Origin of the sequence: Vibrio chagasii (assembly GCA_041879415.1) — a bacterium.
Lineage (GTDB): Bacteria > Pseudomonadota > Gammaproteobacteria > Enterobacterales > Vibrionaceae > Vibrio.
Map to the genome: position 1 here is coordinate 1,440,366 of CP090851.1, position 16,430 is coordinate 1,456,795.

The following is a 16,430-nucleotide window of genomic DNA, read 5'->3' on the forward strand; positions in this document are numbered from 1 at the left end:
CGCCCTCCCTTACAACGAGCTGGTTACGCAAACCACACAGTTGCGACCAGATTCTTTGGCTTGATAGAGGGCGTCATCGGCAACTTTAAGGTGCTTTTTGTAGGTATCACGATTGAGTTGCTCCTGTGCAATACACACCGAAGCACCAATCGAAGTACTGATATCTAAAAGCCCCGATGGCGTTTCTATTGGGGCTTGAGCAACCGCCAAGCGAATAATGTCCAACTGCTGCTCCGGTGCCAACGCCCCAGAAAGCAGAACGACAAACTCTTCCCCTCCCCAACGAGCCACTAGATCGTTTGAGAATAAATGCTGCTGTATTCGCTTCGCGACTTCTACCAACACTTGGTCACCGACATCGTGCCCATATGTATCGTTGATGTGCTTGAAGTGGTCTAAATCTAAAATAGCAAGCGAGTAGCCAAAGGACGACAAAGACGAAGACAAAGGTTGTGTTAGACGCTGCGCGAGATAGCGTCGATTAAATAAGCCGGTCAATTCACATCGTGTCGACTGTTTAAACAACTCTTTGTTTTTCTTTTGGATAGCTTTAAGTCTGATCAGCAACAATATTGCACTGATCATCACCATGATTCCGAGTGCAACCACAATTCTATTGCGGAGCTGCTGCCTTTGTAAGGTGAGTTCACCTAGCTCTTTTTCTGCGTTAAGTAGTTCATATTCCTGAGCTAATGACGCCGTTTCAAACTCTTGTTCAAGCAGAAAGATATCACTCTGACGTTTGTCAAAAAGAAGGGCTTTATTGCCTTTATAATACAGTTTGAAATAACGTAGCGCGTTTTCACTGTCGCCCCTTGAATCATAGTATTCGGCAAGAGTTTTTAATCCGAGCACTTTCCAGCTTCGAGTACCAACTACATCGAACATTTCAGAAGACATCTGAAGATCAGAAAATACAGAATCATCTCGATTCAGGCCTATATTAGCGAGGGCTCTATTTAAATAGCACTGGCCTAATTGCAGCGTATATTTGTCCACTCCTGGATAGTTGATACAAAGGTTCGCGACTTTCTGTGCCGACTCGAAGTTCTTTTCAGCTAAAAGAACATCACTCTGTGCTTTGAGTATAACAACCCTGTAGAACTCGCTGACGTTTTCACGACTCAACTCAGCGGCTTTTTCGTAAGACTTCCGGCCTTGTACAAGGTCACCGCTACGCAAGTACGCAAATGACTCGTTGATATACACAATGCCAATCGTAGAGCTTTCAAGTAATCCACTCTTATAATAGAGCTCTTTCGCCTTCTTGAGGATTGATAGTGCTTTGGGCCAATCTTCCAAATAGATGTAGAGCAGCGCCATGTTGGAAACAAGCTTGCTGTTATAGATATGATCAGGATACTTCTTCCCGAGTTCTAACCCTTTGTGGAAAAAATACTGCGCGTCAGGAAAGTCATTACGAATATTATTGATAGCACCCGCGGTGTTATAAGCCTTAATCAACAGCTCTTCGTAGTGGATGGACTCAGCAATCTCAATGGCCTCACGAATTTTAAGTTCAGACTCTTCCAACTCACCTTTTCTTATGTGCTCAATAGATAACTCAACCAAGGACTGTGCATTTAACCAAGCCAAGTTCTCTTGTTGTGCCAACGCTTTTATCTTTCTTACGTAGTCCGATACAGCTTGTGTATCAAGTCGATGCTGCGCGAGGTTAGACAAGATCATTAGCTCGTAAGCACGGTATATGGCTTTGTTTTGATTAGGAGCGGATGCTTGGAGTGATTCGAGTTTTGCTGCAGCACGCTGAGGCTCACCTCGAGATAGGCGAAGAATGTCCTTCAATGCCGAACCATACAGCGTAAGCGATAGTTCTTTCTCGGGAGTAAAAGCAATTGGATTTGTCGCTCGAATAGACTTTAAATCGTCATCGTAAGACGGGTAAAGCAGATACAATCCAAGTATTGCACTCATTGCAACAACGAGAAAAAATGAGCCTAAGACATTGTTTTTATTCATTCATCAGTGCCATTCTTAATCGCATGCTTAGCCTATTGCTACATGGTTATCGCGGCTGCGCAGTATACCCGAACGACATACAGATTAAAACACTACAAAGTAGATGATCCACTTAGTGTTTTTCTAATTATTTGAAACAATCAGATGACTTTCTTGATTTAACGCAGACAATCATACTGCAAAATGGCGTTATATTGATTTTCCTGTTCCTACCTCCGTGGCTTTTTTATAGCCAGCGGACACATAATGAGAATTAACAATGACCCAAATTAATGAACAACGTCTAGTCGACCATTTCTGCGATCTTGTGAAAATCGATAGTGAATCTCGCAACGAAAAAGCGATTGCTGAAGCGCTAGCTGAACAGTTAGGCGAACTAGGTTTTGACGTACACAAACTGGCGGTTCCTGAAGAAGTATCGAATGGCTTCAACATCTACGCGCGTTTAGACGGCACGCTGCCGGGTAGCACAGTATTCAGCTGCCACATGGACACAGTAACCCCTGGTATCGGTATTGAGCCAATCATCGAAGACGGCATCATACGTTCAAAGGGCAACACTATCCTAGGCGGCGACGACAAGTCTGGCATTGCGGCTATCATGGAGGCCGTTCGCTGCATTCAAGCTGAAGGTCAAGCACACAAGACCATTGAAATTGCATTCACAGTGTTCGAAGAAGGCGGTCTATTTGGGTCTTTGAACTTCGATATGTCTTACATTCAATCTGAGCACGCTATCGTTCTAGATACAGGCGGCCCTATCGGCACAATCGTAAACGCTGCTCCAGGCCAACAAAAGATCGTTGCAACTATCAAAGGTCGCCCTGCTCACGCTGGTCTAGCACCAGAAGAAGGCATCAGTGCAATTCAAGTAGCAGCAGACGCTATTACTAAAATGAACCTACTTCGTATTGATGAAGAAACAACTGCGAACGTAGGTATTGTTGAAGGCGGTCAAGCGACTAACATCGTTATGCCAGAACTAAAAGTGGTTGCGGAAGCTCGATCACTAAATGGCGACAAGCTAACAGCGCAAGTAGAACATATGATTTCAACGTTTGAAGAGAGCGCAAAGCAATTCGGGGCTGAAGTCGAAATCGAATCAACTCGTGCTTACGATGCATTCGTTATTGCAGACGATCATCCGCACATTCTTTCTATCAAATCGGCATTCGAGAAACTTGGCGTTACTGCAAACACCAAACGTACTGGCGGCGGTAGCGATGCAAACAACTTCAATGCGAAAGGTTTAACTACGGTTAACCTATCTACTGGTATGGCGAAAGTTCACACCACTGAAGAGTACATCGCAGTTAAAGACATGGTTGCTGTCACTGAGTTTGTTGTCGCTTACGTAACACAATAATCTTACTTCTCAGCTAGATGAAGAATATCGCCTAGCTAATGTCAAAAAGCCGAGCCCATTTAGGGCTCGGCTTTTTTGTTGTTCAAATTTGTCTAGAAGCGTAGAGGCTAGAATCCTCTACGCTTCCAAAATTGGCCTTCATCTTTTGCCACTAAGTCGAATGTCTTGTCTGCGATGATGTTGCCTTTGAGTTCGACCGTCATGCGCCATTTACCGATCTTGTTTGAGACTGGCGCCCAGATGGTGTCGCCTAGGTAGAAATCCCAATCATTATTGCCAACGTACTCTTCGCCATCGAACGGCTCAAGCACTTCGCCTTTATCGGTCGTGATATCCGGGTGATAAATGCAGTAACGGATTTTTTCGCCTTTGGCTTTTTTAATATTCAAGATATAGCCAAATTCAACGTCGATTTCAGCGTCAACAGTGGTGGTAAACTCTTGGATTTTTGGTAGGTCTTTAGATTTAGAATCCCACGTGGAGTAAATACCGTAAGAAGTCATCTCTACGACAACAGAACGTTTTGCCATTTCAATCGTTACCTTGGAATTGCTTTGTTAGTTTAATATGAGGGTTTGCCCACTCTATAGAGCAGCATGAATGTTGAGCTACTCTTGCCAATCTCTCGCCATGCGCTTGATCACCGATGGTTCAATGTCGTGAATAGTGCCGTAGTTTTCTCGGCAAACTTCAATCACCAAATCCGCTTTGTATTTGAGCGCAAGTTGACGATAAGCCTTCATTTCCCAGTGCTTAATGAAGGTATTCGATACGACGACGTCCCTCCCTTGCTTTAAACCATTTTCAGCGGTGTTCTGGCACCACTCATGGGCCTGTTGTAACTGTTTAGGGTCAAAGCAGTACTCACCTTGTTCGTTGACAAAATACATATCAGCTTCGACATGCAAGGCGTCATAAGTTTTTGCTTTTGTTGACTTACCCGAACCTGGCAGCCCTCGAATGAGTATTAACTTCATTGATACATTACGGCTTAAATCAAAAGCATGAGTTTATCGTAAATAGTACTCTGTTGCTCTGATTACTGGCGATATCAACACTTAATCACTCTTCTACACGTCTTCGCATTGCTAAGCAGAGACAATAACCACAAGACAACTAAGTGCTCTCTTGATTAAAACACAAATAATTTACAACTATCCATTTTGTATATCGACAAGCGTATCAAACTATTATAGATTTAGATGTATAGACGTCTACATATCTAGCTTAGGGAGAAAGCTGTGCCTATCCGCATTCCAGACCAATTGCCAGCGAGCGATGTTCTTCGTGAAGAAAACATCTTTGTTATGCCGCTATCAAGAGCATCGACACAGGAAATCCGTCCACTTCGAGTCTTGATCCTCAACCTAATGCCGAAGAAGATTGAAACCGAAACTCAATTCTTACGCCTTCTATCGAACAGCCCGTTGCAAGTGGATGTTGAACTGCTTCGAATCGACGACCGTCCAAGTAAAAACACACCGACTGAGCACCTCGATAACTTTTACCGTCAATTTGAGATGGTAAAAAATCGTAACTTTGATGGATTGATCATCACAGGTGCGCCATTGGGTTTGGTTCAGTTTGAAGATGTTATCTACTGGGATCACCTAAAAACCATCATGGAGTGGGCTAACAAGCACGTGACCTCGACTCTTTATGTGTGCTGGGCTGCTCAAGCGGGCTTAAAGTTACTGTATGACTTACCGAAGCGTACTCGCAAAGAGAAGCTGTCGGGCGTTTACAATCACGAGATTCATAACCCTTACCACCCTATTCTGCGTGGTTTTGATGACACCTTCTTAGCACCACACTCTCGCTATGCAGACTTCTCACCAGAGTATCTAGCAGAGCATACTGACCTTGATGTACTTGCAACTTCAGACGTCGCCGGTGTGTATCTAGCGGCAACCAAAGACAAGCGAAACGTATTTGTAACCGGTCACCCTGAATACGATGCGCATACGCTTCACAACGAATACATCCGTGATTTGGGCGAAGGCATGGAGCCAGTCATCCCAATTAACTACTATCCAAACAATAACCCAGACAACAAACCCGTTGCGAGCTGGCGAAGCCACGGACACTTATTGTTCTCAAACTGGCTAAACTACTGCGTTTACCAACAAACGCCTTACGATTTGGATCACTTCAGCGAAGAGAACTTCACCAAAGACGATTAATTATTCGCTGGTTTATCAAGGATACAATGCTGCGCCCAACAAGCTGTTTACTTCTATGACGTTGAAAACAAGCTTATTGGGCGCAGCTTTTTATGGAGAGTGGGTCGCATTCCACCATAGATTTACCACCTTATGTTTACCAATTTCATATGATTGTCTGGTGTTCATAAGGAGCTTCACATGCCTGCCAAGTCATTGTTTTCAAATCCCCTATTCTCAGCTCTGATTGCCTCTCTCTCATTGGTTGGCTGTGTCTCTGTAACAGAAGGGCCACCGAAAGTAGAAAGCGATCCTATTGCGATGTCAGAATCTCGCATTGAATTAGGTTTGGGATACATGGGCCAAGGCAACATGGTAAGGGCACGTGAAAACCTAGAACTTGCTATCAAACACGCACCGAGTTATTACCGTGCTCGCCTCTCTATGGCCCATTACTATGAACAAGTGGGTGAAGTCGATGAAGCGAGGTCTGCGTATCGAAAAGCGTTAAGCCTAGACTCAAGAAACGGTAACGTGCTCAATAACTACGGGACGTTTTTGTGTAAGCAAGGCGAGTATAAACAGGCCGATAAGTACTTTAATCGCGCCATTGACCAGCCCTACTACTACTTAGTATCCGCCAGTTATGAGAACGCAGCTTTTTGCGCATTTAAGGCAGGTAATACAGAACAAGCCAAGTACTACTTCAACCGCGCCATTGACCATGATCCGAACCGAGTAAAGTCGATATTACAGCTATCTAAAATTGAAGTGAGCGAAGCCGATTATAATGACGCTAGACTGCGTCTGTTTAAGTTCCACCAGCGGTATGGCTATCAAATTCTATCGCTTCAAATCTTAGTCGATCTTGAAAAGAAAGCCGGAAACCACGCGCTTGAGCAGAAGTACCAAAGTAAATTGAATGATTTGCTCTCTGCTTAACCAAATCTAGTAAAAACGGGCTTGTTGATTGAACAACAAGCCCGTTTTATTTAATAGAGTTAACGATATTTTCGAGTTTTGACGTGTGAACCGTTATTTAAGCGCGATCCACTCTTGTCTTTGCTCGTCGTCCATAAAAGTCCATGCTACAAAGCGGCTCACTTTCTGGCCTTGAGACATCTCTACGACTTTTACTTGTTTCGCTTTAAGCTTACCAAGCTCAGAACGAAGCATATCAACGTTGTCTTTCTTCGAAATTAGCGTCGTGAACCACAGCACTTGAGTCGCAAACAATTGGCTCTCTCTTGCCATTTTCATGATGAATGCTGCTTCCCCACCTGGGCACCATAACTCCGCTTTTTGACCGCCAAAGTTTAAGGTTGGCTTATTTTGCTTGGCTTTTTTCGCTTCAGGTTTGAACGTTTGGCCCGCTTTCTTAGCTCGGTTTGCCGCTAGGTTGTCTAGTTTACGCTGTGTGCCCTTTTCTGCTTCCTCTAAAGAAGAGTGGAATGGAGGGTTGCAAATAGTGACATCGTAACGTTCGTTATCTTTGATCACGCCCTTAAAGATAGATTCGGAGTCCGCTTGCAAACGTGCTTTGATCTTACCCTTTAAGTTAACGTTGCTTGCAGCAATGAAATTCGCGGCTTTCACCGACACAGGGTCAACATCACTACCGGTGCAACGCCATTTGTATTCCGTGGCGCCGATAATTGGGTAGATACAGTTCGCACCAACACCGATGTCTAGCGCTTTCACAGATTGATGATTATAAGGTTCACCCTGACCATCGCTATTAAGAATGTCTGCCACTCTATGAATGTAGTCCGCTCGACCAGGAATCGGCGGGCACAAGTATCCAGCCGGAATATCCCAGTGCTTAACACCATAGTGATGCGCCAATAACGCTTTGTTGAGTAGTTTAACCGCCAATGGATCAGAGAAATTGATCGTGTCTTCACCTACTGGATTCTTAATTAAGCGCGCTTTTAATTCTGGTAAAGCCGCGACCAATAGCTCGAAGTCGTAACGCCCTGTGTGCTGGTTTCTTGGGTGCAAACCCGCTGCTGGCTTTACGGTATTCTTATTGCGTTGTGAACCACCGGTGCGCTTCGAGCCAGAAGGCTTTTGAGAGCCGCTCGATCTTTTTGGTGCGTTCTTATTAGAAGTGTCTTTTTTAAAAGGAGCTTTGCCCTTCCCGCCTTTGTTGTTTGGTTTACCAGAAGCTCGCTTAGCTTTGTTCTGTCCAGTCGCTTTTGAATCCGCACGGTTACGGTTTGCATCAGAAGCACTATTTTTTGATAGGCTTAGCGTGGTTCTTTTTTGTGATTGGCTCATTGGGCTACTTCTTTAAATCTTGATAAATCATGAACAAACGGGCATCTAACTCTAATTGATGATATTCCGGTTCCATGTGACAGCATAGTTGGTAGAAGGCTTTGTCGTGGTCTTTCTCTTTGATGTGCGCCAGTTCATGTACCACCAGCATTCTCAACAAAGGCTCAGGGGCATTACGAAATACACTGGCGATACGAATCTCATTCTTCGATTTGATCTTACCACCGTGGTTTTTGGCGACATAAGAGTGCAAACCTAATGCATTGTTGATTAGGTGGATCTTGCCATCATAAATCACTTTACTAATGGGTGGTGTTTTCTTCATATAGCGATTTTTAATCTCAATCGCATAATCAAACAGGGCTTTCTCGCTTTTTATTTCGTGATTCTTTGGGTAGCGAGCTTCAAACCACGGCACCAATTTACCGGACTCAACAAGCTGAGTAACAGGATCGATAATGTGTTTAGGATAGCCTTGAATATAGCGTAATGAAGGATGCATGCTGAAAGACCGTACAAGTTGCGTCACATCAAAACATTGTGACGTCGAAAATTGAGCCGCATAGTGTAACTGATCACACTTTTCTAATCACCTAGGATTCGTTACACTTTAACGAGATTCACCAAGAGCTAGACTCAAAAAGAGACTGTAAAGATGAAACGTGTTGTATTGTACGTGGCAGACAAATGCCCGCACTGTAAAGATGCCCAAAGATATTTGGACTCTAAGAAGATTGTTTACCGCTTAACGAATGCGAAGATGCAACGCGGCCGTAAAGAATTACAAGCGATGGGCGCTCGCTCTATCCCAGTGCTTAAAATCGGTGACCAGATTATGGTCGGATGGAACCAAAAGAACTTCGATAAGATGTATAACTCAAAAAACACTTAACACTATTTAAGTTGCTATACCTCTTTACAACAAAGCCCGAATATCCCATCTAAGATATTCGGGCTTTGTGTTATCAGTATCGGAAACCAAGGTCTACCTTTCCCTTTTCGCCACTATCCTTTTACCTTCAGAACGCCACTACAAGACGCGCATCTGTATTTCTCTTTTATACCGAGAACTTTGTCGACTGATGTTCTGCGAACTCTAATGAGCCTTCGTTCTTTACACTTACATTTCATGGAGCTAGGGTTGCCTAATTGATTAATTTAAAGGCAGATAATATCTCCCAGCTACCGCTTGTTAACCATATTGTTGGGCACACATTTTTCACAGAATAATATAATCGACGAATTAATTTTCAAACGGGCTCATTACTCTCATCTCAATACCTAGCCCTTTATTTTAAAGACAGTATCGCACTTACTGCATTTATATCGACCCTTGATTCCTAACACCCGGTCGAGAAACGTTCTACGAATTCGTATTAACGTTTGCTCCTTACATCCACATTTCATAGTCCCTCACTAACTACTCAAAAAGTACTAGTATTATTTAACGGGCATGCATACCAAGTAAATTAGAAACTGTTAATATCCGTGTTAAGAATAGTGATTTGCGTCGCATAATCCCATGAAAAATGTGACATTAGTCCCAAGTATTTCCAGGGTTAATATGTTACTAATCACACATATTGTTTAACGAAATCGATAAAGGTTCTGTCAGCCTTAGACAAATAGCCCTCTTTTCTCCACGCCAAAGATAGATTGAGTTTTACTGGTTCTTTGAATGGCACACCAACCACGTCGTCCTCATACTCTGTCACCAAGCTAAGCAATGCGGTAATAGCGAACTCGCGCTTTACAATAGAAAGAATCATTGGCAACAAGTTAGTCTCAAATGCGATCGTCATATCTAAATCGTATTTTTTGCAGGTCGCATCAATGAAATCTCGGTGGAAATACCCTGATTTAAACATGATCAACTCTTGCTCAAAAAACTCTTCAAAGGTGATAAATGACTGTGACGCCAATGGGTGTTCTTTACCGACAACGGCTAACATTTCAGAACTGAGTAAGTGGTCGGTTTCTAGGTCATCCGGTACATTTTCATGATTGATAACACCGATATCGAGTTCGCCGTTTAATAACATTTCGCGAATCGAAGCCGTGCCCGCATCGATCAACGTCAGCTTGAGATTTGGGTATTGGCTTTTAAATGCCATAACGACTTGCGGGAAGAAGTAACTCCCCATCATACTTGGCGCACCCAAACGTACCTCCCCTTTTTCCAAGCCTTTCAATTCATTCATCGCCAACTCAGCGTCATCAAACTGCTGCGCGATACGCTTGGCATGCTCAAGCAGTACTTTCCCTTCTTCCGTTAGAGTGACCGATTTATCTCCTCTTCGGAACAGAATCAGATCAAGTGTTTGCTCCAACTTTTTTATAGATATGCTTAAAGCTGGCTGAGCGATATGTAACGCTTTTGCTGCTTGGGTAAAGTTGCCAAACTGAGCTACGGTGAGAAAATGTCGAAGGGGTTTTGATTCAAGCATGGCGATATATTAAATATATGGAGATGATATTTTTAATATATTTCTTTAATCATCATTGTGCTGATAACTTGTTCACAAATAGCTTAATCCCTCGCATAGGCACAAGATAAATGTTCGATAAAGGCAGTACTCAATACAAACGGATCACTCAATCATTAGCGATTGGTTCATTTATCATTTTCTGTAATCTTTATGTGTTTCAACCTATCTTGCCGCACATGGCAGAACACTTCCAAGTATCTGAAACCCAAATTAACTGGCTATTTGCTGCAACCACGCTGGGGTTATCCATTAGCTTAGTACCGTGGGCTATCGCTTCAGAGTCATTTGGTCGAAAACCTATCATTCTATTTAGCCTTTTTGCAATTCCAATGATTGGTTTAGGCATGGCATTTACCACCACGCTGTTGCAACTCGTTATTGCTAGAGCATTAATGGGTATTGCAGTCGCAGCGTTCGCCGGTGTGGCCGTCGCCTATATGGTGGAGGAGCTAACACCCAAAGCCTTTGCTGTCGCGATTGGTGGCTATATTGCTGCCAATTCATTGGGAGGGATCTTTGGCCGTGTGTTAGGCGGCTTGCTTACAGACTATTTCGATTGGCACGCTACTGTACTGATTTTTGTCGTGGGCTCACTATTAGGCGCTTTATTCATTGCCTATCGACTACCCGACCAGCAAAACTTCAAGCCACAAAAAGGGCTGTTCTTTCATCATAATCGCTCAGTTGTGATGCATTTACGCAATCGAACCTTATGGCTTGCTATGTTGATTGGTGGAGCCAACTTCGCTCTGTTCGTTAACCTGTATTCCGTAATGGGCTTTAGATTGGTGTCAGAACCTCACTCCGTCCCAGTTGGCTTAGCATCACTGATCTTTCTCTGCTACCTGGCGGGTACCGTCAGCTCTAAGCTTTCTAACAAATGGACGCTACGTTTCGACCCGTTAAACGGCATTCTGCTCGGTGTGTGTATAAGCTTGCTGGGTATGCTGGTCTCTGCGGTTGATGAGATTCCTTTCATGCTTGCAGGATTACTGCTGATAAGTGGCGGGGCTTTCTTCTCGCATACCCTAGCCTACTCTTGGGTCAGTCAAAAAGCACCAAGCGCCAAAGCGACGGCAACAGCGCTCTACCTTGTACACTACTATATCGGTGGCAGCTTGGGCGGGTTCTTACTTTTATACTGCTGGCAGTTATTTGGTTGGAATGGTGTTATTGCGGGAGGCTCTATCTTCTATGTCGCGATATTTGCTTGGGTCTACCAGTTGAAACAACTTCAAGTATCGACATCTAAACTTGCAGAAGCATAGAAACAACAGCATTTTCGAGACAATTAGTGCTTTTGATTAACAACCGTTCTGATATCCTACGCAAAATTTCATTTCGGAACCTGTTATGTCGAACACTCAAAACACTGATCTTCAAGCCATCCATGACCAAGTAAAACAATGGTTAGACGATGTTGTTATTGGCCTAAACCTGTGCCCATTTGCAGCAAAGCCACAACGTAATAAGCAGATTAAGATCTTTGTGAGTGAAGCGGAAACCGAAGAGGCATTGCTTGAAGACATCATGACTCAATTTGTTGAGTTAGATAGCACGCCAGTCGCAGAACTAGAAACGACTCTGGTGGTTGTTCCTAACATGCTGCAAGATTTCTTCGACTACAACATGTTCATCGATTGGGTAGAAGCTTTGATAAAGCAGCAAGATTGGGAAGGCGTTTACCAAGTGGCGACCTTCCATCCTGATTACTGCTTTGGCGGTGCGGATCCTGAAGACGATGAAAACCTGACGAACCGCTCTCCATATCCTGTTTACCATTTAATTCGTGAAGCGAGCATGGAAAAGGTGTTGAAGCATTACCCTAACCCTGAAGCGATTCCAGACACCAACATCGCTCGAGTTGAATCGTTAACACCAGAAGAGCGCCGCAAACTGTTCCCGTATCTGTTTAGTTAAGCTCTCAGCTCTCAAGATTAAGCGTCTAAATATTGGAAATATGGGCGAGACACGAACTGATCTCGTCCATTTTGTTTTGCAACGTACAAACATTCATCAGCCACTTTGATCAATGAGTCTAACGCCGATATCCTCTCGTTCCTTGTCTCACCTGGGCTAAGTTCAAAATGGCAAGCACCAATAGAGATAGTGATAGGCTTTCGATCAAGAGTAATCTTCTTCACTTCCTCAAGCAGCGTCGCAAGCTTATCCTCAACCCTGTTGACTGGAATATTTGGGTACCAAATCACAAACTCTTCGCCACCAAAACGAGCAACAAACTCTCCTTCTTGAGCATTACTACTCAACACATTGGCCACTTTCTTCAGCACAACATCGCCCATTTGATGACCATAACTGTCGTTCACTGACTTAAAGAAATCAATATCAACCACGGCCAACGTGCCTTTGCCCAAAGAGCCTTTAAGTTGCTTTACCTCTCCGTTAAGCGTTTTAAATAGAAAACGTCTGTTGGGTAAATGTGTCAGTGGGTCATAGAGTGCTTGATACTCAAGCTTCTCATTCAGTTCTTGGAGCTTTCTCTCTTGCTGCCTGCGAACGAGTTCAACCTCGATCCATGACGCCATTAGCTTCATCACATCAATATCGAACTCTTTAAACTCGCGGTAATAAGGATTACCACTCGAAAAGTTAAGCGTGCCGTAAAGTTCATCATCGACAAAGATAGGAATACCGATATAAGACTCGAGACCAAAGGATTGATAAGCAGGATGTCGCGCGTAAGTGTTGTGCTCACCACAATGCTCTATGCAGATAGGTCCACTTGAGCTACATGTGATCTCGCAATAAGTCGAGCGATAATCAAACATATCGCCACTTTTCAGGTCGACACCTTCTGGTGTGACACAGTGCTCAACAAGGTAAGTATTACCGTCCACTTTTGACAAGATACCAATATCCAAATCAAAACGCTCAAGCCCCATGGTGAGCAACTGAGAAATCTGAACATCGAAGCCCTTTCGATAATCATTGGTAATTTGATACAAGCGGCGTATAACAATTTCGCTTTCACTAGCTTGGTGCATAACGATATCCCACTGCTGCCTTAGTGAGCGACAACATTAATATTTCTAATATAAACAAGAGTAAAGAGTAGAAAATCATAATAATCAATTGATTTGTGTGCAAAATACCTCATTGGTCCAATGAATAAAAGTCGTGTTCTTCGACTTTGCGTTAGCACCCTATTCCTACCTTTGTTAAAATGACCCATTAACGAAACAGAATGGATAGGAATATGAACCTTTCTCAACTAAACCAAGAAATCTACGATCACCTTTACCGCGATATTAAAGAGTTCCGCAGTACTTTTGATCTGCCTGTTGCTGCTCCTGAAACAATGGATGAAAAAGGCGATACGCTACATACTTCTCTAGCGATCGAAGAGCTGACAGAATTGGCAGAAGCTGACTCTAAAATCGAACAAGCGGACGCTATTGTAGACAGCGTTTATGTTTTGATGGGACGTTTGGTTCACCTTGGTCAATCTAAAGTAGAAGACAACCTAACGATCAGCTACCTGATCGATCTTCTGTTGAACGTTGCTAAAAACCGCTCAATCGACTTCTTACCTTGCTGGGATGAAGTACACTCAAGCAACATGAGCAAAGTATGTCGTAACGAGACAGAATACGCAGAAACTGAAGCTTTCTATGCTGAGCAGAACATCAAGCTAATGGCGGTTCAAAAAGGTGAATACATTATCGCCAAATGTGCGGAAGATTTCGTATCTGAAGGTAAAACAGTTCGCCAAGGTAAAGTTCTGAAATCAGTACATTACCGCCCAGCAAACCTTGAGCCACTAACGGCTTAAGTGCATCAAATATTGGCTGTTTAAGTAAGTAGCCAACTGAAATAGCAAACGCCACGTCATAACAACGTGGCGTTTTATTTTCTATTAATCGAACCTAGGCGTTATACCAGTCGCGCCATATGGTAAGCCGCCACATATTCGCCATTTCTAAAGGCAAACCCTGCTGACTCCCCTTCAATCACGAAGCCAAACTTCTTATAGAGACTGATCGCTCGTTCGTTATCGGTATAGACGGTGAGTTCCAGTCGTTTGATGTTAATCCAGTTGTCACATAAGTCGATCGCCGTTGCGAGTAACTGGCTACCTACACCTCTGCCTAACACATCGTCTTTAACACCCATACCAAAAGAAGCGACATGACGCCTTCTTGGATTTACACATACTTCTAAACCTAGGTTGCCAACAATTTCTCCATCCAATAACGCGACATAAGAGTACACATTATCTGGAACATTTGAGATTCGTTTTTGCCAGGTTTCCAGAGATGGATTTGGGAGTTGCAGCGTACCGGTATAAGCATTAGTGCATTCGTAAACTTCTTTTATTCCCCTTGCATCTGACGGTTCAGAGCGTCTCACTACAATACTCATCGCAACTCCTACTGTTATTATTCTTTGCTAAATCTAAAGTACACTTTTTATGTGCACCTAGACACACTATCAAATAGTAAATATTTAACAATAGGTTAGATAAAATTGTTTCAATTTAACAATTTACTAAATATGAGTATCAACGAGGCGAGCCAATGACTTTGAATCAAGCCTTAATTGTTGACGCTAAAAGGTAAAACTCAGAAAGGCTAAAGTGCGCTAATGGTATATACACAGATGAGGAAACATGGGCACAAACTTCTGTGCCCAATACTTAATTATATCTTGGAGTTAGTCACGCTCACATTGAACTTGCATGACTTTTAAATCGGTAGTGTTTAACTTCTTAGCTAGAGCTGCGCCTTCTTTGTTACATTCTTCAAGGCTTGTGAATTGCGTATTCACTTCCATTTCAGCCGTACTAGGTGTGCCACCCATCATTAAGCTAAGAATTAGTGTTAGTTCGTACATTATTAGTCCTCTTTCGAGTTAATAAGCATCCATTCAAATAAGATAAAGTGACTCGTGTTTTTCCTATGCACTTGTCGCGTTTGAGATAATTCTAATCAACCCTTCTCACTGAGTTTTACCATTTCGTGCCACGAAACATAAATCCCTAACATCCCAAAACACTGATATAAAGCTTAGCTACCCATTTTGCAGTTCTAGGAATCACGATCTTGTTGGACGTAAAAGATCCTTTTAGCTCTTGACTAATTTACTAGACGCTATTAAGTTAACCATATTAACTTAATAGCGTTAACTTAATATTTCGAGTCACATGTATATGGAAAATATCAAAAGAAAAGGTCGTCCATCTCAGGTATCAAAAGCAGATATTATTGAGTGCGCATTAAACCTTGGCTTCTCAAACCTCTCCATGCATTCCATTGGCAAACAACTGGGAGTCAGTGCAACGGCACTCTATCGGCATGTCAGTTCGAAGGAAGAGTTGATCTCATTATGCTGCGACTATGTCATGGAGCGTGTCGGCTCTTGTGACGATAAGGAGTGGGCAAGTTATTTATTAAGCTTCGCCACCAATTTTAGAGAGGCACTATTGTCACGCCCCGGCTCTGTTGAATTTGTTCGTGCCAATCAACAATTCACACCAGCAAGTAGCATCATTGCCAATGAAGTACTCGGTATTTTCCGTGAACAACAGGTCGATGCCGAAGTTGGCTTTATGGCTTTTGCTTCTGTATTCACCAAAGTGACAGACATCGTTCAGCATCAGGAGCGAGCAGAGTTTCTAAAAAATGGTGCAGAGCCACCTAGCCTGCCGCAAATCGATACGGAGCAGCTTCCCAACTTAGCGTGGCTATTCGAGCAGACGAACCCCGTCAACTACGAGCTGTATTTCGAGGATGGGATCAAGATAACAATTGAAGGCTTGAAGTGGTTTATTTCTCAGCATTCACAACACCAAAATAGGTAGAGGTGACTATGTCATTATTTATAGACAACGCGATTGCCGGATGGATTCGAAACGCAGAGCAAACAGGTGAGCTCAAAAACAATGCCTACCATGGGAAAAAGATAGACCTTGATGAGTACTTTCAGACACCGGCCGAACACCGTATGTCGATGAAGATCTTAAAAGATGCCAACTGCTTGCCACCAGCCGTTAGGCTCATGAAGCAAATTGATGAAGTAAAAGAAGAGCACTCGAACACAACAGATCCCGAGAAAAAAGAAGCACTTAGAAAAGAGATCATGTCATTGGAGCTAAAACGAGACCTATTGCTAGAGAGCATGTAGCTTATTGTT

At 43.2% G+C, this 16,430-nt stretch carries 18 protein-coding genes; 9 read left to right on the forward strand and 9 right to left on the reverse strand.

All coding sequences use genetic code 11. From position 1 onward, the window contains the following. Nucleotides 1-9 precede the first annotated feature (9 nt). Nucleotides 10-1,980, reverse strand: a complete 1,971-nt coding sequence (locus L0991_06445) for a diguanylate cyclase (GenBank protein XGB63704.1) — start codon at nucleotides 1,978-1,980, stop codon at nucleotides 10-12. A gap of 259 nt (nucleotides 1,981-2,239) precedes the next feature. Here L0991_06445 and L0991_06450 point away from each other — a divergent pair, with 259 nt between their 5' ends. Further along, nucleotides 2,240-3,346, forward strand: coding sequence for a M20/M25/M40 family metallo-hydrolase (locus tag L0991_06450; GenBank protein ID XGB63705.1), 1,107 nt, complete (start codon nucleotides 2,240-2,242; stop codon nucleotides 3,344-3,346). Between the two features lie 107 nt (nucleotides 3,347-3,453). Here L0991_06450 and L0991_06455 read toward each other — a convergent pair whose 3' ends face one another. Beyond that, the gene (locus tag L0991_06455; GenBank protein ID XGB63706.1) at nucleotides 3,454-3,876 is read right to left on the reverse strand and encodes a DUF3859 domain-containing protein; all 423 of its coding nucleotides are present in this window, start codon (nucleotides 3,874-3,876) and stop codon (nucleotides 3,454-3,456) included. A gap of 78 nt (nucleotides 3,877-3,954) precedes the next feature. Next, nucleotides 3,955-4,323, reverse strand: a complete 369-nt coding sequence (locus tag L0991_06460) for an ATP-binding protein (protein ID XGB63707.1) — start codon at nucleotides 4,321-4,323, stop codon at nucleotides 3,955-3,957. 264 nt (nucleotides 4,324-4,587) lie between these two features. Between L0991_06460 and metA the strand changes: the two genes are divergently transcribed. Continuing rightward, a complete protein-coding gene (metA, locus tag L0991_06465; GenBank protein XGB63708.1) occupies nucleotides 4,588-5,529 on the forward strand; it encodes a homoserine O-succinyltransferase in 942 nt (313 codons plus the stop codon). Between the two features lie 180 nt (nucleotides 5,530-5,709). Continuing rightward, nucleotides 5,710-6,450, forward strand: coding sequence for a type IV pilus biogenesis/stability protein PilW (pilW, locus tag L0991_06470; protein ID XGB63709.1), 741 nt, complete (start codon nucleotides 5,710-5,712; stop codon nucleotides 6,448-6,450). Between the two features lie 93 nt (nucleotides 6,451-6,543). Here pilW and rlmF read toward each other — a convergent pair whose 3' ends face one another. Together rlmF and L0991_06480 are read right to left on the reverse strand one after the other, a co-directional pair. Beyond that, complete coding sequence (rlmF, locus tag L0991_06475; GenBank protein XGB63710.1) at nucleotides 6,544-7,788, reverse strand: 23S rRNA (adenine(1618)-N(6))-methyltransferase RlmF; 1,245 nt, start codon at nucleotides 7,786-7,788, stop codon at nucleotides 6,544-6,546. A gap of 4 nt (nucleotides 7,789-7,792) precedes the next feature. Further along, the gene (locus tag L0991_06480; GenBank protein ID XGB63711.1) at nucleotides 7,793-8,290 is read right to left on the reverse strand and encodes a M48 family metallopeptidase; all 498 of its coding nucleotides are present in this window, start codon (nucleotides 8,288-8,290) and stop codon (nucleotides 7,793-7,795) included. Between the two features lie 153 nt (nucleotides 8,291-8,443). Between L0991_06480 and L0991_06485 the strand changes: the two genes are divergently transcribed. After that, complete coding sequence (locus tag L0991_06485; protein ID XGB63712.1) at nucleotides 8,444-8,680, forward strand: glutaredoxin family protein; 237 nt, start codon at nucleotides 8,444-8,446, stop codon at nucleotides 8,678-8,680. 682 nt (nucleotides 8,681-9,362) lie between these two features. Here the strand turns inward: L0991_06485 and L0991_06490 are convergent. Continuing rightward, entirely contained in the window at nucleotides 9,363-10,235 is an 873-nt protein-coding gene (locus tag L0991_06490) for a LysR substrate-binding domain-containing protein (GenBank protein XGB63713.1), read from the reverse strand. Nucleotides 10,236-10,345: 110 nt separating this feature from the next. Here L0991_06490 and L0991_06495 point away from each other — a divergent pair, with 110 nt between their 5' ends. Together L0991_06495 and L0991_06500 are read left to right on the forward strand one after the other, a co-directional pair. Then, nucleotides 10,346-11,545 (forward strand): MFS transporter, encoded by a 1,200-nt coding sequence (locus L0991_06495; GenBank protein ID XGB63714.1) that lies wholly within the window; start codon nucleotides 10,346-10,348, stop codon nucleotides 11,543-11,545. Between the two features lie 85 nt (nucleotides 11,546-11,630). Then, on the forward strand, nucleotides 11,631-12,197 hold the full coding sequence (locus L0991_06500) for a DUF1415 domain-containing protein (protein ID XGB63715.1): 567 nt from the start codon (nucleotides 11,631-11,633) through the stop codon (nucleotides 12,195-12,197). A 17-nt stretch (nucleotides 12,198-12,214) separates the two neighbouring features. Here the strand turns inward: L0991_06500 and L0991_06505 are convergent, their stop codons facing one another. Then, entirely contained in the window at nucleotides 12,215-13,282 is a 1,068-nt protein-coding gene (locus L0991_06505) for a sensor domain-containing diguanylate cyclase (GenBank protein XGB63716.1), read from the reverse strand. Between the two features lie 212 nt (nucleotides 13,283-13,494). Between L0991_06505 and L0991_06510 the strand changes: the two genes are divergently transcribed. Then, nucleotides 13,495-14,070, forward strand: a complete 576-nt coding sequence (locus tag L0991_06510; GenBank protein ID XGB63717.1) for a nucleoside triphosphate pyrophosphohydrolase family protein — start codon at nucleotides 13,495-13,497, stop codon at nucleotides 14,068-14,070. A gap of 101 nt (nucleotides 14,071-14,171) precedes the next feature. Here L0991_06510 and L0991_06515 read toward each other — a convergent pair whose 3' ends face one another. Together L0991_06515 and L0991_06520 are read right to left on the reverse strand one after the other, a co-directional pair. Next, a complete protein-coding gene (locus tag L0991_06515; GenBank protein XGB63718.1) occupies nucleotides 14,172-14,660 on the reverse strand; it encodes a GNAT family N-acetyltransferase in 489 nt (162 codons plus the stop codon). A gap of 291 nt (nucleotides 14,661-14,951) precedes the next feature. Then, entirely contained in the window at nucleotides 14,952-15,131 is a 180-nt protein-coding gene (locus L0991_06520; GenBank protein XGB63719.1) for a hypothetical protein, read from the reverse strand. A 316-nt stretch (nucleotides 15,132-15,447) separates the two neighbouring features. Between L0991_06520 and L0991_06525 the strand changes: the two genes are divergently transcribed. Both L0991_06525 and L0991_06530 read left to right on the forward strand, forming a co-directional pair. Beyond that, nucleotides 15,448-16,098, forward strand: coding sequence for a TetR family transcriptional regulator (locus L0991_06525; GenBank protein ID XGB63720.1), 651 nt, complete (start codon nucleotides 15,448-15,450; stop codon nucleotides 16,096-16,098). Nucleotides 16,099-16,106: 8 nt separating this feature from the next. Beyond that, nucleotides 16,107-16,421 carry a DUF1992 domain-containing protein gene (locus L0991_06530; GenBank protein XGB63721.1) on the forward strand — a complete coding sequence of 105 codons (315 nt, stop codon included), beginning with the start codon at nucleotides 16,107-16,109 and terminating at the stop codon, nucleotides 16,419-16,421. Nucleotides 16,422-16,430 lie beyond the last annotated feature (9 nt).